This window comes from Streptomyces sp. NRRL S-1813, from assembly GCF_000719605.1.
In the GTDB taxonomy this organism is placed as follows: Bacteria; Actinomycetota; Actinomycetes; order Streptomycetales; family Streptomycetaceae; genus Streptomyces; species Streptomyces decoyicus.
On record NZ_JOHB01000018.1, the window covers coordinates 35,106 to 58,018 of the forward strand.

22 protein-coding genes are annotated in these 22,913 nt (G+C 71.0%); 8 read left to right on the forward strand and 14 right to left on the reverse strand.

Annotation, left to right across the window (positions count from 1 at the left end; genetic code table 11):
* Nucleotides 1-69: 69 nt before the first annotated feature.
* Together lysA and IF67_RS0123735 are read right to left on the reverse strand one after the other, a co-directional pair.
* A complete protein-coding gene (lysA, locus tag IF67_RS0123730; protein ID WP_030988832.1) occupies nucleotides 70-1,473 on the reverse strand; it encodes a diaminopimelate decarboxylase in 1,404 nt (467 codons plus the stop codon).
* Nucleotides 1,474-1,489: 16 nt separating this feature from the next.
* Nucleotides 1,490-1,804, reverse strand: coding sequence for an SAV_915 family protein (locus tag IF67_RS0123735; RefSeq protein WP_030988833.1), 315 nt, complete (start codon nucleotides 1,802-1,804; stop codon nucleotides 1,490-1,492).
* A gap of 413 nt (nucleotides 1,805-2,217) precedes the next feature.
* On the opposite strand from IF67_RS0123735, the gene IF67_RS0123740 reads away from it, so the two are divergent.
* On the forward strand, nucleotides 2,218-3,219 hold the full coding sequence (locus IF67_RS0123740; protein WP_030988835.1) for a MerR family transcriptional regulator: 1,002 nt from the start codon (nucleotides 2,218-2,220) through the stop codon (nucleotides 3,217-3,219).
* On the opposite strand, the gene IF67_RS0123745 is transcribed toward IF67_RS0123740, so the two are convergent.
* Nucleotides 3,209-4,126 carry a LysR family transcriptional regulator gene (locus IF67_RS0123745; protein ID WP_030988837.1) on the reverse strand — a complete coding sequence of 306 codons (918 nt, stop codon included), beginning with the start codon at nucleotides 4,124-4,126 and terminating at the stop codon, nucleotides 3,209-3,211. The two genes, IF67_RS0123740 and IF67_RS0123745, sit on opposite strands and share 11 nt — an antisense overlap.
* A gap of 173 nt (nucleotides 4,127-4,299) precedes the next feature.
* A complete protein-coding gene (locus tag IF67_RS0123750) occupies nucleotides 4,300-5,973 on the reverse strand; it encodes an MFS transporter (RefSeq protein WP_051818513.1) in 1,674 nt (557 codons plus the stop codon).
* 141 nt (nucleotides 5,974-6,114) lie between these two features.
* Between IF67_RS0123750 and IF67_RS0123755 the strand changes: the two genes are divergently transcribed.
* Nucleotides 6,115-7,230 carry an Lrp/AsnC family transcriptional regulator gene (locus tag IF67_RS0123755; protein ID WP_078889584.1) on the forward strand — a complete coding sequence of 372 codons (1,116 nt, stop codon included), beginning with the start codon at nucleotides 6,115-6,117 and terminating at the stop codon, nucleotides 7,228-7,230.
* Nucleotides 7,227-8,018 carry a rhomboid-like protein gene (locus IF67_RS0123760; RefSeq protein WP_420708710.1) on the forward strand — a complete coding sequence of 264 codons (792 nt, stop codon included), beginning with the start codon at nucleotides 7,227-7,229 and terminating at the stop codon, nucleotides 8,016-8,018. Before IF67_RS0123755 ends, IF67_RS0123760 begins: the two co-directional genes overlap by 4 nt.
* Here IF67_RS0123760 and IF67_RS0123765 read toward each other — a convergent pair.
* The 9 genes from IF67_RS0123765 to IF67_RS0123805 all read right to left on the reverse strand — a co-directional run bounded on the left by IF67_RS0123765 (nucleotide 8,006) and on the right by IF67_RS0123805 (nucleotide 18,646).
* Complete coding sequence (locus tag IF67_RS0123765; RefSeq protein WP_030988844.1) at nucleotides 8,006-8,821, reverse strand: HAD family hydrolase; 816 nt, start codon at nucleotides 8,819-8,821, stop codon at nucleotides 8,006-8,008. The genes IF67_RS0123760 and IF67_RS0123765 overlap by 13 nt on opposite strands.
* A complete protein-coding gene (serS, locus tag IF67_RS0123770) occupies nucleotides 8,818-10,107 on the reverse strand; it encodes a serine--tRNA ligase (RefSeq protein ID WP_030988847.1) in 1,290 nt (429 codons plus the stop codon). Before serS ends, IF67_RS0123765 begins: the two co-directional genes overlap by 4 nt.
* Nucleotides 10,108-10,858: 751 nt before the next feature.
* On the reverse strand, nucleotides 10,859-11,785 hold the full coding sequence (gene pheA, locus IF67_RS0123775) for a prephenate dehydratase (protein WP_030988849.1): 927 nt from the start codon (nucleotides 11,783-11,785) through the stop codon (nucleotides 10,859-10,861).
* 222 nt (nucleotides 11,786-12,007) lie between these two features.
* The gene (efeB, locus tag IF67_RS0123780; RefSeq protein ID WP_234341280.1) at nucleotides 12,008-13,384 is read right to left on the reverse strand and encodes an iron uptake transporter deferrochelatase/peroxidase subunit; all 1,377 of its coding nucleotides are present in this window, start codon (nucleotides 13,382-13,384) and stop codon (nucleotides 12,008-12,010) included.
* Complete coding sequence (locus IF67_RS0123785; protein ID WP_030988853.1) at nucleotides 13,384-15,666, reverse strand: copper resistance protein CopC; 2,283 nt, start codon at nucleotides 15,664-15,666, stop codon at nucleotides 13,384-13,386. The genes efeB and IF67_RS0123785 overlap by 1 nt, the downstream gene beginning before the upstream one ends.
* A gap of 60 nt (nucleotides 15,667-15,726) precedes the next feature.
* Nucleotides 15,727-16,173, reverse strand: a complete 447-nt coding sequence (locus tag IF67_RS0123790) for a copper chaperone PCu(A)C (RefSeq protein ID WP_030988856.1) — start codon at nucleotides 16,171-16,173, stop codon at nucleotides 15,727-15,729.
* Nucleotides 16,170-16,814, reverse strand: coding sequence for an SCO family protein (locus tag IF67_RS0123795; protein WP_030988858.1), 645 nt, complete (start codon nucleotides 16,812-16,814; stop codon nucleotides 16,170-16,172). The genes IF67_RS0123790 and IF67_RS0123795 overlap by 4 nt, the downstream gene beginning before the upstream one ends.
* An 87-nt stretch (nucleotides 16,815-16,901) precedes the next feature.
* The gene (locus tag IF67_RS0123800; RefSeq protein WP_420708711.1) at nucleotides 16,902-17,672 is read right to left on the reverse strand and encodes a YcnI family protein; all 771 of its coding nucleotides are present in this window, start codon (nucleotides 17,670-17,672) and stop codon (nucleotides 16,902-16,904) included.
* A gap of 128 nt (nucleotides 17,673-17,800) precedes the next feature.
* On the reverse strand, nucleotides 17,801-18,646 hold the full coding sequence (locus tag IF67_RS0123805; protein ID WP_030988861.1) for a hypothetical protein: 846 nt from the start codon (nucleotides 18,644-18,646) through the stop codon (nucleotides 17,801-17,803).
* Between the two features lie 247 nt (nucleotides 18,647-18,893).
* On the opposite strand from IF67_RS0123805, the gene IF67_RS0123810 reads away from it, so the two are divergent.
* The 5 genes from IF67_RS0123810 (at nucleotide 18,894) to IF67_RS40425 (ending at nucleotide 22,461) form a co-directional block, all read left to right on the forward strand.
* Complete coding sequence (locus IF67_RS0123810) at nucleotides 18,894-19,388, forward strand: ATP-binding protein (RefSeq protein ID WP_030988862.1); 495 nt, start codon at nucleotides 18,894-18,896, stop codon at nucleotides 19,386-19,388.
* A 534-nt stretch (nucleotides 19,389-19,922) separates the two neighbouring features.
* Entirely contained in the window at nucleotides 19,923-20,657 is a 735-nt protein-coding gene (locus tag IF67_RS0123815; RefSeq protein WP_158713148.1) for a hypothetical protein, read from the forward strand.
* A gap of 120 nt (nucleotides 20,658-20,777) precedes the next feature.
* Nucleotides 20,778-21,125 (forward strand): hypothetical protein, encoded by a 348-nt coding sequence (locus tag IF67_RS0123820; protein ID WP_030988866.1) that lies wholly within the window; start codon nucleotides 20,778-20,780, stop codon nucleotides 21,123-21,125.
* The gene (locus IF67_RS0123825; RefSeq protein ID WP_051818498.1) at nucleotides 21,122-21,805 is read left to right on the forward strand and encodes a hypothetical protein; all 684 of its coding nucleotides are present in this window, start codon (nucleotides 21,122-21,124) and stop codon (nucleotides 21,803-21,805) included. Before IF67_RS0123820 ends, IF67_RS0123825 begins: the two co-directional genes overlap by 4 nt.
* Nucleotides 21,802-22,461, forward strand: coding sequence for a hypothetical protein (locus IF67_RS40425; RefSeq protein WP_051818500.1), 660 nt, complete (start codon nucleotides 21,802-21,804; stop codon nucleotides 22,459-22,461). The genes IF67_RS0123825 and IF67_RS40425 overlap by 4 nt, the downstream gene beginning before the upstream one ends.
* Nucleotides 22,462-22,599: 138 nt before the next feature.
* Here IF67_RS40425 and IF67_RS0123835 read toward each other — a convergent pair whose 3' ends face one another.
* Entirely contained in the window at nucleotides 22,600-22,896 is a 297-nt protein-coding gene (locus IF67_RS0123835) for a cupin domain-containing protein (protein ID WP_037839772.1), read from the reverse strand.
* Nucleotides 22,897-22,913 lie beyond the last annotated feature (17 nt).

Genomic DNA, 22,913 nt, shown 5'->3' on the forward strand with positions numbered 1-22,913 from the left:
CCTCGCCAGGCGAGGGCCCGCCGGGCGCCATCCCCATGGATGCGGGGCGCGCGGCAGGCCCTCCCGGTCTCACAACCCGATGTCCCGCTCCTGGATGTCCGCGAGGGATTCGCGCCGTACGAGCAGGCGGGCATGCCCCTCGGTGACGGCGATGACCGGTGGCCGGCCGACGAGGTGGTAACCGGAGGCCATGGAGAGGTGGTACGCGCCGGCGACGGGCACGGCCAGCAGATCGCCGGGCCGGATGTCGCCGGGCAGCGGGACATCGGCGGCGAGCACATCACCGGCCTCGCAGTGCCGTCCGACGACGGTGACCGGTTCCGGCGCGGCGGACGGGCGGCGGCCGATCAGCCGCGGCGCATAGCGCACCCCGTACAGCGCGGGCCGCGGGTTGTCGCTCATCCCGCCGTCCACCGCCACGAAGGTGTGCGCACCGGTCCGTTTGACCGCCAGCACCCGGTAGAGGACGACACCGGCCGGGCCCGCGATGGCGCGGCCGGGTTCGACCGCGAGCCGTGGCACCGGCAGCCCGGCCGCCGCACAGCCGCCGGCCAGTTCGGCGCGGATCTTGGTGCTGAGGGAGGGGAGGTCGAGCGCGGGCTCGCCGGGGCGGTAGGCGATGCCGTGGCCGCCCCCGAGGTCCAGCTCGGGCAGGGTGACGCCGTGCTGCTCGTGAATCCGGGCCAGCAGGCCGATCAGCCGGCGTACGGCCGACAGATAGGGCTTGACGGTGGTGATCTGCGAGCCCAAGTGGCAGTGCAGGCCGACCAGTTCGAGGCGCGGCTGGCTGAGTATCCGTGCGATGGCGTGCTGTGCGGAGCCATCGGCGATCGACAGCCCGAACTTCTGGTCGTCGGTGCCGGTACGGATCTTGGCGTGGCCGCCGGCCGCGATGCCGGGCACGACCCGGATCAGCACCCGCTGCCGGCTGCCCGCAGGGACCGCGGCGGCCAGCCGGGCGATCTCCGAGGTGCTGTCGATGACGATCCGTCCGACGCCGAGCCGTAGTGCGGCCCGCAGGTCGGCGGGGCTCTTGGCGTTGCCGTGCAGCACGATCCGCTCGGGCGGGAAGCCGGTGGTGACGGCCAGTTCCAGCTCGCCGGCGGAGCAGACGTCCAGGCCGAGCCCCTCCTCGTGCACCCAGTGCACCATGGCGCGGCACAGGAACGCCTTGGCGGCGTAGCAGACATCGGCATCGGGGAAGGCCCGTAGGTAGGCGCGGCAGCGGTGGCGCACCTCGTCCTCGTCCAGGACGTAGGCGGGGGTGCCGAAGCGGTCGGCGATCTCGGTGAGCGGGACGCCGCCCACGGCGAGGTCGTCATGGCCGAGCGGTGCCGCGGACCGGGGCCAGATGGACGGCGGCTCGTTGCCGGACGGCGGCGGGGTGGCGGTCCGCGGCGGGGGCGCCATGGTCGTGGCCGACGCCGGGACGCCGGCCCCGTGGGTGGCCGGGGACAGAGTGTGGTGGCTCATGGTGGTTGCCCCTCCCTCAGACGGCCCGTAGGTGGTGACCACGGGGGATGCCGGGGGCGAACCGTGGATCGACGGTCAGGACCGTCGCGCCGACGGGTTCGGCCAGCGCACACAGCGCGGGCTCGGAGAGCCTGACCCAGGGCTGGTCGCTGCCGAGGGCCGCGGCGAGGCGCTGGGGTGAGGTGAAGCCGACGGCGGTACGGCCGCCGAGCGGAGTGCGGAACAGGCGGGCCGTGCAGCCCGCGGGGCCCGACCGGACAGGGACGAAGAGAAGCCCGGCCGGGACACGATCGGCAGGCTCGGGATCTTCCGCGTACAAGAGGTGGGACACGGCGTTGCTCCTCGAACAGGACCACGGCCCCGGACCTGTGGGTAACGCGTACGCCGGGGCTCGGCCCTGACGCTATTCCCGGGGAAGGGCGCACTCCGCCGGCCGCTGACGCGTCATTGACGGGTTGTGGCCCCTACTTGACGCGATGCTGCTGCCCGGTGGCCGATTGTGCGGCGGCGGTGACGCTGGGACGCGACCCGTACGGGCGGGGCGTCCGGAGCGAGCCGATACGGGCCCGGGCCGGCTCCCGGCCCGCCCGCAGTGTCCCGCCTCCATCGGCCCCGCCGCAGTGTCCCGCCTCCATCGGCCCCGCCGCAGCGTCCCGCCTCCATCGGCCCCGCCGGCCCGTCCGCCATCCGTGGACCGCTGCGCTTGACCTTGACACTGTGGAAAGCACTCCACTGGAAGGCGTCATGTTCAGCATCGGAGATTTCGCCCAGTACGGCCGTGTGTCGGCCCGCATGCTGCGCCACTACGACGCGATCGGGCTGCTGCGCCCGGCCCGTACCGACCCCGTCAGCGGCTACCGCTACTACGAAGCGGCCCAGCTCGCCCGGCTCAACCGCATCATCGCGCTCAAGGACCTCGGATTCAGTCTCCAGCAGGTGGGGGCGATCCTGGCCGAGGAGGTGAGCGTGCCGGAGCTGCGCGGAATGCTGCGGCTGCGGCGGGCGGAGCTGGAAGCGTCGCTGGCGGCGGCGGGTGCGCGGCTGGCGCAGGTCGAGGCGAGGCTCCGGACGATCGAGAGCGAGGGACGCATGTCTGCCGACGATGTGGTGGTCAAACGCACCGGAGCGGTTCTGCTCGCGGAGCTGAGCGGGATGGCCGCCAGCTACGGGCCCGAGGACATCGGGCCGGTCATCCAGCCGCTCTACGGGGAACTGTGCCGGCGGCTGGAGACGGCAGGGGTGACCCCGGCGGGGCCGGGGCTGGCGTACTACGAGGACGCGGACGCACCGGAGACCCCGGAAGCGGAGACATCGGAAGCGAAGACAGCCGCAGCTAAGAAACCGGCAGCAAAGACAGCCGCAGCAAAGACAGCGGAGGAGCACGGGCCCGCCCGGGAGGCCATCATCGTCCACGCGGGGATCGTGATCACCGAGGAGGCCCTGGCCAAGGCCGGTGTCACCACCGACGGCACACCCCGCCGCCCCGGCACCATCTCCGTCCCTCCCACCCCCACCCCCACCGGCCTCGGCTTCGACGTCGTCACCCTCCCCGCCCTCGACTGCGTGGCGACGGTGGTGCACCGCGGCCCGATGAGCCGGATTCTGCCGACCGTCCAGAATCTCGCGCACTGGATCGACGCCAACGGCTACCGCTCCGCCGGATACGCCCGCGAGCTGTACCTGGAGTGTCCGCCGGATCAGGAGAATTGGGTCACCGAGATCCAGGAGCCGGTGGTCAGGGCCTGAAGCTCTCCGCGTTGCCGCCCTGGCATGCCGTGACCGTCTCCGCGAACGCCACCGCCGCCGGGCTCAGGGCCTCCCACCGGCGTACCGCCCAGCCGGTGGCCAGTGGGGGCAGCGAGGCGATCGGGACCAGCCGCAGCGCCGGGTGGGCGGTGGCCTGGAGGCCCGGCAGTTGGGGAACGACCGCGGGGCCGACGCCGAGTTCGGCCAGCAGCAGGGCGGTGTCCCAGTCGGCGACGCTGGTGGTGCTCGGGGGCGGCACAGGGCCGGCTTCCCGGTGGCCGAGGTGACCGTCGAGGCGCATACGGGACGTGGAGTTCTCCGGGAGCCGGATGTGCCGGATACCGGACAGCTCCTCGGGCTCGATCCGCTCCCGGCCGGCGAGCGGGTCGTCGGCGCGTACGGCGAGCACCCACGGCAGGCGGACCACCGGATGCTGCTCGATGCCGGCGACCGGCGGGCCGAGGGTGATCCAGGCCAGCTCGGAATCGCCGTCCGCGACGGCCTCGAAGCAGCGGCGGCTGGAACTCTCGGTCCGGAACTCCAGGTTGACGTGCGGATGGCGGGCGCGGAAGGCGACCACCGCCTCGGACATGAAGTGCCGGACGGTCGTGGCGCCGGTGGTCACCCGGACCGTGCCGCCGTCGCCCGCGCGCAGATCGGCCAGCCGGCGCAGCGCCAGATCCAGGCCGCCGATGCCGTCCGCCGCCGCGCGGTGCAGGATCAGGCCCGCCTGGGTCGGTGCCACACCGCGCGGCTGGCGCTCCAGCAGACCGATGCCCGCCTCCCGTTCGAGACGTTTGATGCGCTGGCTGACGGCCGACTGGGTGCAGCCGAGATCGCGGGCGACGGCGCTGAGGCTGCCCGCCTCGCATACGGCGACGAAGGCACGCAGATCATCGAGGGTCACCCGCGTACGGTAGCCCTCAACCCAAGCTATTACTAAGGGATTTGGAAGAAGACCTGAGGATTGACTTGGGTGTGGGGTGCAGCGAAGATCGTCACAGGGCCCAGGGCGGCAACCCGGAACCGCGTACGGCCGTACGGTTCCGGGTGCCGACCCGCACCGGTCGTTCTCCCTCGCTACACCCCCGCGCCCTTCCGCACCGGAGCGGCCGCCATGCCCTCCCGTACCGGAGCGGCCGCCATGCCCTCAGCGGAGCGCTCGGCCGGACCGCCGTCGCCGTCCTCCCCGCGCCGTACCACCGCGAGGACCAGCAGCCCGCCCGCCAGGGCCACCACCCCGGAGATCAGCATGATGTCCGTCAGCCCGGAGACGTACGCGGCCTTGACCGCCGTACGGGAGGCGCCGGGCCGTGCGGCACCGTGCAGCGCGGTGGCGAAGACGGTGCCGAGGACCGCGATGCCCAGCGCGTAGCCCAGCTGCCGGAAGGTGTTCACGGCGCCGCTGGCCATGCCCGCCCGCTCCGGGGGCGCCGCGCCGAGCGCCGCCGAGACCAGGACCGGCATCGCCATGCCGATGCCCAGCCCGCTCACCGCGAGCCCGGGGACCAGCGCCGCCCAGCCGGAGTCGTCGTCCAGCAGCGCGCACGGCAACAGCGCGCCCGCTCCCACCAGCAACAGGCCGATGCCGACCGGGAGTTGAGGGGCCATCCGCTGGAGCGACCGCCCGCCCAGCGCCCCGACCAGCAGGGACATCAGCGCCATCGGCGTCACCGAGAGACCCGCCTGCACCGGGCTCAGCCCGACGACGTTCTGCACCCACAGCCCGACGAACGTGAGATACGGGAACGCCGCGGCCTGGAGCAGCAGCGCCGCCGCCAGCAGCGCCGCGAACGACGGCCGGCGCAGCAGCCGCAGGTCGAGCAGCGGCCGGCGCACCCGCCGCTCGACCGCGAGGAAGACCAGCAGCGCGAGCACCGCGCCGCCGAGCGAGGCGAGCGTCCCGGATTCCGTCCAGCCCTGCTCGCCGCCGCGGATCAGCCCGTAGGTCAGTGCGCCCGCGCACGCCGTGAAGGAGGCGGCACCCGGCCAGTCGATACGGGCGACGGGGGCCGCCGCGGCCGAGTGCGCTCGCGGCCGGGCGAGGTCGCCGTGCGACTCCTGGACCCGGCGCAGGGTGATCCACACCGCGACGGCGGTCAGCGGCAGATTGACCAGGAAGATCGCCCGCCAGTCCACGTACTCGGTGAGCAGGCCACCCAGTACGGGGCCGATCGCGGCCGCGGCACCGCTGGTGCCACCCCAGACGCCGAACGCCACACCACGGTCCCGGCCCTGATAAGCGGCCATCAGCAGCGGGGTGTTGGTGGCGAACATCGCCGCCGCGCCCACGCCCTGCACGGCGCGGGCCGCGACCAGGGTGCCCGCGTCCGGGGCCAGACCGCAGGCCAGCGAGGCGAGCGCGAACAGCGCCAGCCCGGCCACGTACAGCCGGCGCCGCCCGAAGAGGTCCGCGGCCGAGCCCGCCACCATCAGCAGCGCGGCCAGCGCCAGCGCGTAGATGTCCATCACCCACTGGAGCGAGGTGAAGGAGGCGCCCAGACCGTCGGCTATCCGCGGCAGCGCGGTGCTCACGATCGTCACATCGACCAGCAGAAGGAAGTTGCCGAGGGTGATGGCGACCAGCGGCCACCACTTCCCTGCCCGTCTCCCCTCCGGACCTGCATCCGGACCTGCATCCGGACCTGTATCCGGACCTGCATCCGGACCCGCATCCGGCCCACCGCCCGGTCTCCCGCCCGTGCCCGTCGCCCGGCCGCCCACCGCGGTCCCCCGCTCCGGTGCGCTCACCATGATCATTCCTCCGCTCGTGTTGCCGACACGGCGCTCCGTGTTTCGCCGCCCCGTATTGCCGACGCCACCGTGCGGCCCGAGCCGCCTGCTCTCCCAGCCACCGCGCTCCCGGCGGCGCAATCCGACACGCGCTAGCCTCGAATGGTGAAAACCGACAGGGAGCCCGACGGAACGGCCCAGGGGAGACCCACCACCGACCGGCCCCTCGGCGGCCCCACCAGCTCCACCAACTCCACCGGTCCCACCACCTCCACCGTCCCCACCACCGGCTTCGACGCCCTCGACCGCCAACTGGTGCATGCGCTGCAACTGGACGGCCGGGCGCCGTTCAGCCGGATCGCCGCCGTGCTCGGCGTCTCCGACCAGACCGTCGCCCGGCGCTACACCCGGCATCGCACCACCGGTGCGCTCAAGGTGCTGGGGCTGGCCGATGCTCGGGCGCTGGGCGAAATCGAATGGATGGTGCGGGTCCAGTGCACGCCGGACGCTGCCGTCTCCGTCGCCGAGGCGCTGGCCCGCCGCTCGGACACCTCCTGGGTGAGTCTGATGTCCGGCGGCACCGAGATCGCCGCGGTCTGCCGCGCGGCGAGCAGCGACCACAGCGATGCGCTGCTGCTTCAGAAGCTGCCGCGCACCCCGAGCGTCGTCGGCGTCACCGCGCACTGCCTGCTGCACGAGTTCTTCGGCGGCCCGCAGGGCCTGATCAGCAAGTCCGGCGCGCTCACCGACACCCAGATCGCCGAACTGAGCCCGCCCCCGCCAAACCCGCCCGCCGCCCCGGCGACGCTCACCGACGCCGACCGCCGGCTCTTGGACGCGCTCGCCCAGGACGGCCGTACGCCACTGGGCGAACTCGCCGCCGTCACCGGCTGGTCGCCCACCACCGTCCGCCGCCGGCTCGCGGAGCTGCGCGCGGACGGGGTCCTCTACTACGACGTCGATTACGACCTGCGGCAGTTCGGCCACGGCGTGATGGTCGCCCTCTGGCTGTCCGTCGCGCCCGCCGAACTCGCCGCCACCGGCGAGGCGTTGGCCGGCCACCCCGAGGTCGCCTTCGCCTGCGCCACCACCGGCCCGAACAACCTCTTCGCGTCCGTGCTGTGCCGGGACGTCGGCGCGCTCTACACGTACCTGACGACCCGGGTCGCGGCGCTGCCCGGCGTACGGGCGATGGAGAGCGCGCCCCGCATCCGCCACATCAAGGGGGCGGGCCCCCTGGTGACCCTCTCCCCCGCCGCCTCCGGACGCCGCCGGTGAGGCCGCTGGCGGAGCCGCCCCGCGGCGGCCGGCGGCCGTTCCCCGGCAACCCGCTGACCTGGGTGGAGGACTGGGTACGCAGCAGCCCGGGCACCCATATCTGGCTGCTGGTCATCGGCATCACCAGCCTGGTCATCGCCTCCGCGTCCGAGGGGCTGGGGCAGTTCCTCGTCCACCGCACCAGCAGCAACATCCACGAGCTGAACGAGCATCCGCTGCCGTCGCTGCTGATCAGCGGCTTCTGGATCGAACGCCCCTCGTCGTTCCTGCTCTACGTGGTGATGTTCGAGCTGGTGCATGCCAACGTGGAGCGCTGGACGGGCAGCGTGCGCTGGCTGCTGACCGTCGGCGGTGCGCATATCGCCGCCACCCTCGCCAGCCAGGAACTCGTCCTGCTGGCCATCGAGGGCCATCGGCTGCCGCGTTCGATGACCCATGTCGTCGACATCGGTGTCTCGTACGGGCTGGCGGCGGCCGCCGGTGTGCTGACGTACCGGCTGCGGCCGCCCTGGCGCTACGGCTATCTCGCCGCGGTACTGATCTTCTTCGCCGTTCCGCTGCTGACCGGGGCCTCGTTCACCGACTTCGGCCATGCCATCGCGCTGGTCATGGGCTTTGCGGCCTGGCCGCTGACCCCGGCGGCGGCCGAGGGGGCGTCGGCGGAGCAGGAGTACGGCGAACGGCCCGCGGAGCCGGACCCGGAACCACTCCGGGATCCGGCCGCGGAACCACCCCCGAAGCAGGAGCCGAAGCCGAAGCCGGATCCGGAGGGCCGTCAGGAGAGGTAGAGCCGCTCCAGCACCACCGCGATACCGTCCTCTTCGTTGGAGGCGGTGAGCTCGTCCGCGACGGCCTTCAGCTCGTCATGGGCGTTGGACATCGCCACTCCGCGGGCGGACCAGGCGAACATCGGGATGTCGTTGGGCATATCGCCGAAGGCCAGCGTCTCCTTGGCGGTCACACCCAGCCGGCGCGCGGCCAGGGACAGTCCGGTGGCCTTCGACAGCCCCAGCGGCAGCAGCTCGACGATGCCCTCGCCGGCCACCGTCACGCCCACCAGGTCCCCGGCGACCTGACGCGCGGCCAGCGCCAGCGCATCGTCGTCCAGGGTCGGATGCTGGATGTAGACCTTGTTGAGCGGGGCCGCCCACAGCTCGCCGGGGTCGTCCAGCATGACGTTCGGGAGCGGGCCTTCCTGGACGCGGTAGCCGGGGCCGACCAGCACCTCGCCCTCCAGGCCGTCCCGGCTCGCCGCCAGATGCAGCGGACCGACCTCCGCCTCGATCTTGGCCAGCGCGAGACCGGCCAGCTGGCGGTCCAGCGTCACCGATGTCAGCAGCCGGTGCTCGCCGGCGTGGTAGACCTGACCGCCCTGCCCGCACACCGCAAGGCCCTTGTAGTCCAGGGCGTCGAGGATGTGCCGGGTCCAGGGCACGGCCCGGCCGGTGACGACGATATGCGCCGCACCCGCCGCGGTGGCCGCGGCGAGCGCCTGGCGGGTGCGCTCGGAGACGGTCTCGTCGTGGCGCAGCAGCGTCCCGTCGAGATCCGTCGCGATGAGCTTGTAGGGCTGCGGAGCGGATGAGCTCACTTGGCGACGGGCTCCAGGATCTCCCGGCCGCCCAGGTAGGGGCGGAGCACCTCGGGGACGCGCACGGAGCCGTCCGCCTGCTGGTGGTTCTCGAAGATCGCCACGATCGTGCGCGGTACGGCGCAGAGCGTGCCGTTCAGGGTCGCCAGGGGCGAGACCTTCTGCTTGCCGTCGACGGTCTCGCGCATCCGGACGGAGAGCCGCCGCGCCTGGAACTCGTCGCAGTTCGAGGCCGAGGTCAGCTCGCGGTACTTGCCCTGGGTGGGGATCCAGGCCTCGCAGTCGAACTTGCGGGAGGCCGAGGCGCCGAGGTCACCGGTGGCGACATCGATGACCTGGAACGGCAGCTCCAGGCCGGTCAGCCACTGCTTCTCCCAGTCCAGCAGCCGCTGGTGCTCGGCCTGGGCGTCCTGAGGCGCGACGTAGGAGAACATCTCCACCTTGTCGAACTGGTGGACCCGGAAGATGCCGCGGGTGTCCTTGCCGTAGGTGCCGGCCTCGCGGCGGAAGCACGGCGAGAAACCGGCGTAGCGCAGCGGCAGCTTGGCGCCGTCCAGGATCTCGTCCATGTGGTACGCGGCGAGCGGGACCTCGGAGGTGCCGACCAGGTAGTAGTCGTCCTTCTCCAGGTGGTAGACGTTCTCCGCGGCCTGGCCGAGGAAGCCCGTGCCCTCCATGGCGCGCGGGCGCACCAGGGCGGGGGTCAGCATCGGCGTGAAACCGGCCGCGGTGGCCTGCGCGATGGCGGCGTTGACCAGCGCGAGCTCCAGCAGCGCGCCGACGCCCGTGAGGTAGTAGAAGCGGGAGCCGGACACCTTGGCGCCGCGCTCGACGTCGATGGCGCCGAGCAGCTCGCCGAGCTCCAGGTGGTCCTTGGGCTCGAAGCCCTCGGCGGCGAAGTCACGGATCGTGCCGTGCGTCTCCAGGACGGAGAAGTCCTCCTCGCCGCCCACGGGCACGTCGGGGTGGACGAGGTTGCCGAGCTGGCGCAGCAGCTGCTGCGTCTCCTCCTTGGCCTGGTCCTGTGCGGCGTCGGCGGCCTTGACGGCGGCGGACAGCTCACCGGCCTTCTTCAGCAGCACGGCCTTTTCGTCGCCGGCGGCCTTGGGGATGAGCTTGCCGAGCGCCTTCTGTTCGGCACGCAGCTCGTCGAAGCGGACGCTGGACGACCTGCGCCGCTCGTCGGCGGAGAGAAGCGCGTCGACGAGTGCGACGTCCTCTCCACGGGCGCGCTGGGAAGCGCGCACACGGTCGGGGTCCTCACGGAGCAGGCGAAGGTCAATCACCCCACCAGGCTACCGGGCCGCGCCCCACCCCTCGACGCGATATTCCCCGGCATGTCATTTTGCCCGTTTTGGGGTTATTTATTCCCTTGAGGTGGGAGAGGGGAGAGGGGTGAAAAACGGGTGGGGAATTCCTCCGGATTCCGGGGGGTGGGGTGGTCCGGCGGCGGACTTTGCCGCGGCCGGCCGGGGGCCTTTGCGGCGGCCCGCGGGGGGCTTCGCGGTGTCCGTCACGAGATCTTCGCAGTGTCCGCGATGGGGCTTTTCGCGCTCTCCGTGCCGGGTGATCCATGGTGTGGACAAGGGGAGTTGGGCGGGCCTCGGAGGGGGTTGCAGGCCGTGGTTATCCCCTGGGGGCCCCTGGTTGTCCACAGGGAGGCGGGGTTTCGGGATTCTTATCCACAGGCTGTGTGTGAGATCTGTGGAAGTCGGAGCTGATCATTCCGCTCCCGAAATGCTCGGCTATGGATTCCCTGCCCAAACCCCGTTCACGCACTCTTTCGTGTGGGATTACCTCGCCCTAAAGGATTGATCACGTGAATTGTGCTGACGATGTCCGAGGTGGGGTGCTGTGGAATGGTGTGCGGTCAGTAGGGCGATATGTCGACTCTGTCCGACTCTCGTGTCGACTTACCCACAGGTCGAGAACTGAGCCTGTGGATAACTTTGTGGATAACCCACAGGCCGTCCAAAGCCGCAGGTCGTGCCGTTCCGCAGCGCCCGTCGGCTCCGCCGAGGAGCACCCGGATCCGCCTCAGCCCCGCCCGTCCAGACAGCGCGACAGCCAGTCCGACGCCTCGCTGAACGCGGTGTCCGTCATCTCCCGCCGCACGGTCGGCGGCACCGCGTCCGCCCGCGGATACGAACCGAGGAACCGCACCTCGCGGCAGACCCGCTTGAGGCCCATCAGCACCTCGCTGACCCGGCGGTCGGTGACATGCCCTTCGCAGTCCACCGAGAAGCAGTAGCGGCCGATGCCCTCGCCGGTCGGCCGGGACTCGATCCGCATCATGTTCACCCCGCGCACCGCGTACTCCTGAAGCAGTTCGAGCAGGGCGCCGGGGTGGTCCTCGGCCAGCCACAGCACGACCGAGGTCTTGTCGGCGCCGGTGGGCGCCACGGGCCGGGCCGGGCGGCCCACCAGCACGAAGCGGGTGGCCGCGTTCTGCGCGTCGTGGATATCGGTGACCAGCGGCTCCAGGCCGTACGTCGCCGCCGCGAACGCGCCCGCGAACGCGCCGTCGTAGCGGCCCTCCTGCACCAGCCGCGCCCCGTCGGCGTTCGAGGCCGCGGACTCCCATAGGGCCTCCGGGAGTTGGGCCGCCAGCCACTTGCGCACCTGCGGCTGGGCGACCGGGTGCCCGGTCACCGTCTTCACCCCGCTGAGGACCGTACCGGGGCGGACGAGCAGCGCGAAGGCGATGGGCAGCAGCACCTCGCGGTAGATCATCAGCGGCTCGCCGGAGGCCAGTTCGTCGAGGGTGGTGGTCACCCCGCCCTCGACGGAGTTCTCGATCGGCACCAGTGCCGCGGCGGCCTCACCGGCGCGCACCGCGTCCAGGGCGGCGGGCACCGACACCATCGGCATCAGCTCACGGGTCGCCGCCTCCGGAAGGGTGCGCAGCGCGGCCTCCGTGAACGTGCCCTCGGGGCCGAGATAGGTATAGCGGCTGGCCGACATGGAAACGGACTCCCTCGCGTAGCTGCGGGGGCACCCCGCCGGTCTTCTCCCTGTCCCGCCACGATACCCAGCCCTCCGGAGGCCGGGCGGGACTTCCCTGGAGGGCCGGTCCGAGCTGCTCAGCGGAGGGCCGGCCCCGGGCGTCGTCTGCCGGAAGGCCGGCTCTCCGCGGCCGCTCATCACAGGGCCGGTTCCCGGGGCCGCCTCCCGGGCGGCGGTTTCTCAGCCCTCCAGCAGCGGGCGGCCCACGTAGTCGCCCGGTTCGGCGGCCGGGGGCACCGCGTACAGCCCGCTCGCCTCGTGCCGCAGGAACCGCGACAGCGCGTCCCCGCGGTCCAGCTTCCGCTGGACCTGGGTGAAGGCGCGCAGCGGGTCGGCCTGCCAGCAGATGAAGAGCAGTCCGGCGTCCGGGGCACCGTCCTCCCGGAACCCGTCGTGGAAGGAGAACGGGCGGCGCAGCATCGCCGCGCCCTGGTTGGACTCCGGCGCCGCGATCCGCGCATGGGCATTGGCCGGGATGACCGGCAGACCGTCGGGGCCGCTCGCGTCCAGCCGCATCGGGGTGGTCTCGGAACCTCCGGTCAGCGGCGCCCCGTTGTCCTTGCGGCGCCCGATGACCTTCTCCTGTTCGTGCAGTGAACGCTTCTCCCAGTCGTCCAGCAGCATCCGGATCCGGCGGACGACGGCGTACGAGCCGCCGTGCATCCAGTCCTGGTCGGCGTCCCGCCCCACGAAGATCCGCTCGTCGAAGTCCTGGTCCGACGGCTTGGGGTTGTTGGTGCCGTCGATCTGGCCCATCAGGTTGCGGGCGGTCATCGGGCGCGCGGTGGCGCCCGGTGTGCGGTGGAAGCCGTTCATCTGCCAGCGCAGCCGCGCCGTGCCGGCCGCTTCCTTCTGGAGCGCGCGCAGCGCATGGAAGGCGACCAGCGCATCGTCGGCGCCGATCTGTATCCACAGATCGCCGTTGCTGCGCTTGGGGTCCAGCGCGTCGGCGGAGAAGTCGGGCAGCGGGTCGAGCGCTACGGGGCGCCGCTTCGTCAGGCCCGTACGGCCGAAGAAGCTGGCGCCGAAGCCGAAGGTGACGGTCAGCGAGGACGGACCCGCGTCGAGCGCGACCCCCGTGTCGGCGTCCGGGGTGTGCCCGGCCATCAGCTCCTCGGCCGTCCGCGACCAGCGGCGCAGCAGCGCGGCCGCGGCCTTGCGGTCCGCGCCCGGTGCCAGGTCGAAGGCCACCAGATGCCCGGTGGCCTGCAACGGGGTGGTGATCCCCGCCTGATGCCCGGCGCGCGCCGCCCGGAACGGAACCTCGGTCGAGCCGATGGTGGTCATGGCCTTGGCGGCGGCGTCCTGCGCGGACGACTGCCCGGCAGAGGCCCCGATGGCGCCACCGGCCCCGCCGACGACCAGCCCGGCCGCGCCCACCGCGCCGACGGTACCGAGCAGCCGGCGTCGGGAGAACTCCAGGGAGGGGACGCCGTCGGTCTCGGGTGCCGGGGCCGCGGCCGGAGCGGGCACGGTTGCTTTTCTGTCCGGCGCGGCGGACTGCGCGCCCGGGGCCTTCTTCCCGGGCGCCTTCTTGCTGGACGTCTGCTTGCTCATCAGCCGATCTTCACGTTCTTGGTCTCGGTCACCTGGTCGATGTCGGAGGTCCGTACGAGCAGCGACAGCCGCCACTGCCCGGGGACCGGCAGCTGGACCCCGTTCGCGCGCCAGTGACCCTTGCCTGCGTGCTTCGGGACGACCGGCAGCGGCCCGATCTTCTTGGCCTTCTGGGTGAAGGAGACCTTCACCTCGGGGACGTCGACGGCCTTGCCCGACGGATCCGAGATCCGCAGCCGCAGCGCGTTGGCGCTGCCACTGCGTCCGGGGTCGAGGTCGAGGCGGGCGGTGCCCTTGCCGTGCGGGCCGCCGGTGTCGAACGGGATGCTCAGCACCTGCGGCTGGTTGCTCGTGGTGGACTGCCCGCCCGCGGTGGCCTTGACCGCCTCTTCGGTACGGGCCGGCTCGGTGGCGGTCAGCACCGTGGTCACCACGAGCACCACGACGGCGACCGCCGCCTCGGCCAGCACGGAACGGCGCAGCCCCAGCCGCTCCGGATCGGCATCGCGTTCCCGCTTGGTACGGGCGGTCCGCAATGCCGCCTGCTGACGGGCGAGTTGGGCGGCGCGGGCGGGGTCGGGGGCTTCGTCGCCGGCGGTCTCTCCGTCAGTGGTGGTGTCTCCGGCGGGGGTCTTGTCACTGGCTGGGGCACTGGCACCGGTGGGGGCGCTGTCACCGGTGGGGGCCCCGCTATCGGTGGGGGCCCCGCTATCGGTGTGGACCCCGTTCCCGGCGCGGGCAGCGGCCGAGACGCCGACGGTCGCCTTCTCGGTCTTCCTGCCCTTCTCGGCGGCTCCGTCAGCCTCCGCCGCCCGAGCCTCCGCGGCCTGGGTCCCGGTCTCCGCAGCCTGGGCCTCTGTGGGCAGGGCATCCGCCGCCTGGACCGCGGATGCCTCGACCTGCGCCGTCCGGACCTCCGCCAGCCGTCCCGTCCACCGCCGCGACACCCAGGCGATCCCGACGAGCACCACGACCAGAGCCGCCTTGAGCAGCAGCAGCCACCCGTACGTGGTGTCGGTCAGCGCGCGCCAGGAGCCGACCTGCCGCCAGGACTGGTAGACGCCGGTGGCCACCAGCACCACCACGGAGCCGAACGCGATCCGCGAGAAGCGGCGTACGGCGGTCCGCTCGACGGCCGGCCCCCAGTACAGGGACACGACCAGCGCCGCCAGCCCGCCCAGCCAGGTGGCGACCGCGAGCAGATGCAGCACATCGACCGGCATCGCGACGGCCGGCTGGAGACCGGTCGAGGCGTGTTCGGCCAATGCCCAGGTCGCCGCGAGCCCGGCGCCGACGATCACGCCGCCGATGCCCAGCCCGAAGGTGAGGTCCTTGCGCTGCCTGGCCTGCTCGGCGGCGTTCACGGCCTGTTGTCCGGCGCCCTCCGCGGCCTTCTCCGCACCGTCCGCGGCCGCCTCACCCGCCTCGCCCGGCCCGCCGTACTCTGCCGACTCCTCCGCCGGCTCCTGGAGCCGCGCATACGTCCCGAAGAGCACCGCCACGAACAGCGCCGCCGCGGCGAGCAGCAGCAGCCGGGAGACCAGCGCCGCGCCCGGTTTGGTGATCAGTACCTGCTGGAGTCCGCCGAGGTCGAAGGCGTCGGCGAGGTCGCCGGACCCGGTGTACGGGGTGCGCAGCAGGAGCATCGCGACGGTGGTGCCGGCCAGCAACGCCCAGCCCTGCACGACCAGTCGCTGCACGGACCGTACGAGGGCCGCGGCCGGCTGGCAGGCCAGCACGAAGGCGGCGCCGCCGACGAGCAGCACGAACCCGGCGTAGGCGAGGTAGCGGGCGATGCCGTAGAGCGCGCCGACCAGACCGCCGCCGACCTTCTGCTCGGGCACCGGGGCGGCCGTCTTGGAGGGTGCGCCGACCGAGAAGGTGAAGGCGCCGGCCACGGGGTGGCTGTCGGCGGAGACCGCCTGCCAGGTGACGGTGTACGTACCGTCGCGGAGCCCCGGCGGCAGCCCCGCACCGTATTTGACGATGCTGTCGCTGCACAGGTTGCGCAGCTTGCCCCGGTCCACCCGTTTGCCCTGCGGATCCAGCACCCGGATCGAGTTGTCGCCCATCGCGACGCCCTCGGAGAAGGTGAGCGTCACCTGCTCGGGGGCCTGGTCCACCACCGAGCCCTGCGCGGGCGTGCTGCCGGTCAGCGCGGCATGCGCCGAGGCCGGAGCGGCGCCGCCGAGCGCGCCGATCAGCGTGCCGGCCAGCGCCACCGCGACGACCAGCAGGCGCAGCGCGGCGGACCGTCGCGGCCCGAGCCCGGTGGTGACCATAGTGATCGCTCCCCTTACTCCCGTTTGTCTGTACGGCCTGTGCGGTTCTTCGGTCCTCTGCTACTTCTTCGGGGCGTAGGTGACGGCCTTGACCGGGACCGTCACCTTGATCGGATCGGCGGTGGCGAAGTGCAGCTCGACGGTGACCTTGTCGCCCTCGGCCGGCTTCTTCTTCAGGCCCATGAACATCAGATGGTTGCCGCCACGGCTGAGCCGGAGCTCACCGCCCGCGGGTATCGCCAGCGAGTTGACCTGCTCCATCTTGGTGCCGACCGTCTTGTGGATCGTGATGTCCTTCGACAGGTCGCTGGTGACCGAGGTGAGCTTGTCGGCGGTGCCGCCGCTGTTCTTGACGGTGAAGTACGCGCCGGCCATGTTCTGGTCGACCGGCTGCGGCATGTACGGGTCGGCGACCTTGAGCTGTGGGGCGCTGTCGCCGCCGCAGCCCGCCAGCGTGAGACCGGCGGCGAGGGTGAGGGCGGCGGCGAGGGTGGTGCGGCGGTTCACGGGTTCTGCCCCTTGACGATCTTCGGAAGTGCCTTGGTGTAGTTGTCGGAGGTCGCCTCCTGCATGCCCATCCAGTGGACCTTGTCGTCCTTGGGTGAGCTCAGCAGAACCTGCGCGCCGTGGGTGGAGACGACATCGCCGTTCTTCTTCTTGACCGGCTTCTCGATCCCGATGTTCACGCTGCGCGCGCCGGCCTGGATGGTGTCGAACTTGCCGGTCAGACCGACGAAGTCCTTGTCGATGCCGCCGAGCCACTTCTTGAGCGCGGCCGGGGTGTCACGCTCCGGGTCGGAGGTGACGAAGACGACCCGCAGATCCTTCCGTTCGGCCGGCGGCAGCTGCTTCACCGCGACCGCGATGTTGGCCATCGTCAGCGGGCAGACGTCCGGGCAGTTGGTGTAGCCGAAGTAGACCAGCGTCGGATGGCCCTTGGTCTTCTCCAGCAGGTCGTACTTCTTGCCGCTGGTGTCGGTCAGGACGAGGTCCGGCTTCTCCATCGGGCTGTCGAGCGTGACGATCGGCTTGGCCGCGGTGCCGCCGGAGACGTCGGCGGCGGGCTTGCTGTCGTCGCTGTTGCAGGCGGTCAGGCTGAGGGCCGCGGCCGCCGCGAGGGCGGACGCGAGCAGGGTCCTTCTGTGCATTGCAGATAAATCCCGTGTCTTTGGTTCCCGTAGGTACGGGAAGGGGTGGGCGGGCCGACGCAGGTCAGGTGCCGGCCCGGCCGGTGATCAGGCGCTGCGGCGCCGGCCGGCGAACACGCCGAAGCCGACCCCGATGATGCCGACGACGATGCCGATGGCGCCCAGGACGCGCGCCGTGGTGTCACTGCCGGACGCGGCCGCCGCGGCGGCCGTGTTCTTCATGCCGGCCGTGGCGCCGGCCTTGTCGGCCGCTCCGGCGGCGCCGTGGCCGTCCTCCTCGGCCGCGCTGAGCTTGAGGACCGGCGCCGGGTTCTCCGGCTCCGGGGCGCCCTCCTTCGTCGGCTCGATCCAGCGCACGACGTCCTTGTTGTCGTACGTCTGGAGCGCCTTGAAGACGACCTCGTCGGCGTCCTCGGGCAGCTGCCCGACGGAGACCGGGAACTGCTGGAACTGGCCGGGCTCCACGCCCTTGTCCTCGGCGGTCCAGGTGATCTTCGAGGGCGCCTCGGTGATCTTCTCGCCGTGCATCTCGAGCGGCTTGGCGAGCTTGGCCTTGGTGACGTTCACCTTCCAGCCGGGCACCGGCTGCGGCATCACGGACGCCAGCGGGTGGTCGGTGGGCAGCGTGACCTCGAGCTTCACCGTCGAGGCGTCGTCCTTCTCGTTGGGCACCTTGAAGTTGACGGTCGCATAGCCGCCCTTGGCGGCCGGGCCCGCAGGCTGCACGCTGACGTGCGCGAAGGCCGGGCCGGCGAGCAGCAGCACACTGCCGGCCGCGGCGGCGCCCACGAGCGGCAGCCGCCGCGCGAGCCGGCGCGCGGACGACCCGTCCGACTGCTGCTGCGACATCTTCGCCATCTTCGAATTCTTCGGCATCGGAAAACACTCCACAGGAAGGAGAGAGGTGCTGGTGACGGTGCAGGTGGCGCGCATGCGGCAACGGCGCGTGAGCCCGTACCCGTCCTGTGGGAGCGTGCTTCGCGTCGTCAGGCCGCGAGGGCGAGGGTGGGTGGCCCACGCCTCACGACACTGTGGTGGAGTGCGAGGTTCTTCGGGCCGGGTTTGTCATCCCCGTACGAAACGGGGGCGCGCAGCGCATCATCGTGCGCTGCTTCCAGGCCCGTGAGCAGGGCACGGATGAGGACGAGCGCCTCGCGCACCGCACCGACCAGTGCCTGTACCGCCATCTCGTACGCCGCCGGAGCCGACAGCCGGACCAGCCGCCACAGGGCCGCCTCGCCCCGCCGCAGCAGCCAGCCGACGGCGAGCGCGGCCAGCAGATGTCCCAGCAGCATGGGCAGCGACGGCAGCAGTGCATGTGCCGTCGCGGGGTCGGCGGCGGCTGTGCCACCGGCCGTTCCGGTCCCGGCCGGTGCGGTCATCCCGGCACCGGAGGCCAGGTGGAAGCCGCCCGAACCGAGAATCCGGCGCGCCTCCGCGCCGTCCGCGGGCCCGTTGCCGAGCCCGCAGGTCACATGCCGGGCGAGGGCGATCGCCGCCCGGTCCGACAGCCTGCCGGTGCCGCTGCCACCGCCTCCCGCCATGGCGGACATCGGAAGCTGGCCCCAGGTGAACAGCGCGTGCAGGGCGAGCTGCCCCACGGCGAGACCCGTGGCGATCTCCGACAGCGAGCGTTCCCGCCCCGCCACCGGAGCCGCGACCGCGAACACCGCGGCCGCCGCGACGCCCAGCGTCCACACGGGGACGGCGGCGCACGACGCGGCGATGTGCCCGCCCGCGGACAGCGCAACACAGACCGCGGTGAAGACCGCGGCCCTCAACAGCCGAAGATCGGCGGCTGCGCGCGCTGTGGAGGCGGGCGGTGGAGTCATGGCCGCGCCATCATCCCACTGCCCCTGCGTGCCGCCTACGCCAGGTCGGCGCCGAGTCGGCGCCGCGCGAGGTGTCCAGGGAAGCAGACGGGGCGCGCGGCAGCGCATGGGCGGCGCTTCGCCTACACCGATGCGCTCGCTCTTCGCATCCGCCGAATGAGCGGTATCACGTCCCGGACATGCTTACGGACCTTGCGGCGCGGCAATAGGTATCGATATGTCGAGCCGCGGCCAGGAGGCTGGAGCGATGAGCATCTGGTGGTCACTCCATTTGCGCCGTGAGGCTGCGAGCGTGCCGCTGGCCCGTCGTCTGCTGCTGGGCACGATGGAGACAGCGGGCGTCGACCCGGACATCTGTTACGACCTCGCGGTGGCCCTCTCCGAGGCCTGCGCGAACGCCGTGGAGCACGGCGGCGACGCCACCGAGGACTACCGCGTCACCGCCTTCATCGACGGCGACACCTGCCGTATCGAAGTCACCGACTCGGGCCCCGGCTTCCGCCACTGTCCCGCACCCCCCGCCCCACCCCACACCGCCGCGGACCGCGCCCTCCCGCCGGCCCCCGTGCCCACCCCCGCACAGGCCCCCGCCTTTGCCGAGGACGGCCGGGGGCTCTTTCTGATCGAGGCCCTCACCGACCACGTCCGCTACCGCAACCGGACGGGCCGCCCCGGCGCGGTCGTCAGCTTCGACAAGATCCTCAAGTGGCGCGAGGGGGCGGCGCTTCCTATGGCGTCGTGACCGGTCGGTCGCGATGACTCGGGCGTCTGCCCGCGTGTGCTGCCGTCGATCGACGGGGCGCCCCCACATGGGCCGTGGGACAGCACGATCGCCTTCATCTCACCGCTGCCGCCACTGACATTTCCGGTCCTCCCGATGGGACCTTTCCGCGCGACCTCTTACGGCCGTGCTTCTTGCCCATGGAGCAAGAATCAGGAAATACCAGCGCCCCTCACCAGGACCATGACGACTGCCGTCGAAGGGGACAGAAGTGGCCTCAACCAGGACAGCGGCAGAGCCTCCGGCTCCTTCCCTTCTCCGGTGGCGGTGCATTTCCGATCCCGCCGGCCATTACCAGCCCGCCGATGCTCGGCGCGTGTGAATACTCCGTGAATGCGCCGTAAAAGATGCAACCGAGATGAAGAAATTTCGCGTGAGGTCCGGGGCGGCGGCCCGGCCGCCCATAACGCCTCTTGCGCCATGCCGCAGAAAGCAAAAAAGGGGTGAGGGGGATATCGGCCGATCCAGGCCGACATCCCCCTCACCCCCGGCGCTGTGCGCAGGCAGGCTCAACCGCGGCAGAACGCGGATACGATCAAAAACGTTATTGAAGTCCTGAGTTGGGCAGCAACGATCATCGGCGTCGTCGCCCTCATGTTCACGCCGGTCGGATGGCTGGCGACTCTCATCACGGTGGCCACCATCGGTCTCACGGCGCTCGTCGGTGTCGGGCACGCGATGTTGGCCCTCTCCGGGGACGGAAACTGGGCGGACGTGGCCATGGACGTCTTCGCGCTGGCGACGTTGGGTGTCGGCAGCGTCGCGATGAAGGGCGTAAAGGCCGCACATACCACGCTCAAGGCCACGAGCAGGGCCGGACGGTTCGAGCGGTACACGAACCTGCGCAAGCTGCTCAACAAGAACGTCATGAAGCACGGGGCTGACTCGGCCCGCGGCGCGAAAGCAATTCGAGCACAACGGGCGCTGCGCCAGATCGGGTCGAAGGAGACAACGCCCGGGACGAACCGACTGGACCGCCTGCTGAGCGGTGAGGGAGAGGTCGCCAGCGCGAGCAAGTTCGCCAAGGCAATGCGGGCCGAATTCGGGGGGAATCCCGACGTGGTGAAGGCGGCCGACGCGATGGACAAGGCTGCAGTGAAGTTCAAGCTGAACTACGGGGCTGCCACCACGGTGGACGTAGGGGACAAGCTCGGGGAAAAGGGCCCCTACGCGGACCAGTATGGCAATGCCAAGGATGTCTTGACGCGTGAAGTGGGGAGCCGCTGGTGACCACCCCTGAGTAAGACGCTACCGGCGACAACCGGACATGGCGAAATCTAAAGCGAACCTTCTAGGGAGTGGAAGACAGTGGCAACAATCCCGGCGAAAAGTCCAGAGGAATCCCGGGCCATGAAGTTCCTTGCTGCGTGCGCATTGGTGCCGATCCTTTGCTTCGCCTTCCAGGACCTCGGCAGCAAGTACGGCGGCATGGACTGGCTCACCTACGATTACACGGCGTGGTCGTTGATGATCACGCCTGTGCTGATGCTGTTCCTGTTTATCAGAAACCGGGAACTCATCCGTAACCCGCGCATGGGTTCCAATTTCTCTCAAACGATCAAGATCGTTGCCGGCATGTACGCGCTCTGGAACATCATCGGGGCCATCGGCTACAGCTGGCTGGCGGTGATTTCGGTGCTCTCCTCTCTGGCGATCCTGGTAGGCGACCGGCAGCTGAAGAAGCGGGCGTCCGCGTGAGCGCGTCCGATCTCGAGCAGCAGCCCCCAGCCGTCGAGGGGACCGCTCCCCGTGGCTACGAGCTCGTCCTGCCACCCGGCTGGGTCCGCATCCCCCTGCGTGAGGGCACAAAGGAAGCACTCGAGAAGGTCCTCTTCTCGCACATGGGGCAAGTCCCGGAGGGTATCCCCCGGGACGATGCGATGCGCTTCCGCCTGGACATGCGCCGCCAGATAGAGAAGCAGGCCCGTGCGGCCAGGAGAAACGGCGGCCTTGACCTCTACCTGCCTGTGCACCCGCGCGGGGGGATCTTCCTCATGGCCTCTTTCATCGTTGCCGAGATGCCGATCGGCCAGGACCGTGCGGCGCCGCCGGAGGCAGTGCTCGCTCAGCTGGCGAACGAGGATGGCCCCGACGGATCGGCGACCGAGGTGGAAGTGGCGGGAGTGCCCGCCCTCCGCCGCTCCTACCGATCCGCTCCCGACCCGGCAAAGCTGCGATCAGCCCCCGAAGCCGTACAGCAGACCGCCCTGCCGGCCCGCCGGGTCGAGTACGTGATCCCCGTCGTGGACGGTCACGGTCGCTGGATCAGTATCAACTTCTCCACACCGGGTGACGGCGACCTCGACAGTGAATTCACCGGCGTGCTGGTCGAGTTGTTCGACGCGGTGGTCGGCACCTTCAAGTGGAGTTATGAATGAGTTGGCTCAACGTCAAGCACGCGATGCACCTGGCCCCTTGGATCCGCGTCCCGCTCATGTGGCCGGAACCGGGTCTTGAGGACGTCGAGGAGGCACAGTCGCCGGAGGCGTGGGCACGCTACTTCGCCGAAGGCCTCTGGGAGGATTTCGCGTCGGAGAAGCCAAAGCCGGGCGAAGTCGACCTGCTGACCAACATCCTGTTGATGTACGCCCTCAGGGCCCCTGCGGCCTTCCCGGACTTCGAGGTCTTCCTCCATCTCCCGCACCCGAGGGAGATTCCACTTCCGGCGTATGTCGACCTGGTGGAGATCGAGGAGGGCGAAGACCGGGAAACGGCACTGCATGCTCTGACCCACGCCGATGCGAGCTACGCCATCGAACCCCCCATCGTCGATGACTTCGACTCCCCGCACCTGGGAACCGGCCTGCGGGTGCTGCGCTACTACCAGGACCAGGACGAGGACAGCAACGAGGTGCACGTCGGCCTCCGTTACGCCTGGCGCTTCGAGAAGGGCACGGAAGCCGCGGACGTCCTGATCATCCTGGCCGATCCCGACGCCGGCCGGATCCTCCGGTCCCTCGACGACATCGACGCATTCGCCCGCACCATCCGAATCAGCCCGAATGAGGAAGCGGATACCTGGAAGTCTTCATGATCGGATCGAGTCCGATGCGGACTACTGGTTCCCATGCTTTTACCCCGAAGCCTGAGCCCTTCTTCGTCGAACGGCTTGGGTAAGGGATGCGTGCTGCTTTCGCTGGAAAGACGACGAGGCTGGCCACACGCCGGACGCCTACCGGTGACGCTCGTTCAGTACCGTGATGCCGAGCATCCGCGCACCCGTCTCGCTGCGCGGCCGGTGCCGGCTGCCCGGTGCGAAGACCACGTACGCGCCGGGGCCGTGGCGCTCCCCGCCATCGATCACCTCCCCGCTCACCACGAAGTACCGCTCCTCGGCCGCATGCACATCGACCTCGGGCCATTCCGTCCCCGCGGCGAAGTCGATCAGCCATCCCCGGGCGTACGGCGTCCCCGGAAGCCTGCGGCGCACGATCCCGGGGACGACTTCCTGTGGTGCCACGTCATCGATGTGGACGACGGTCTTCC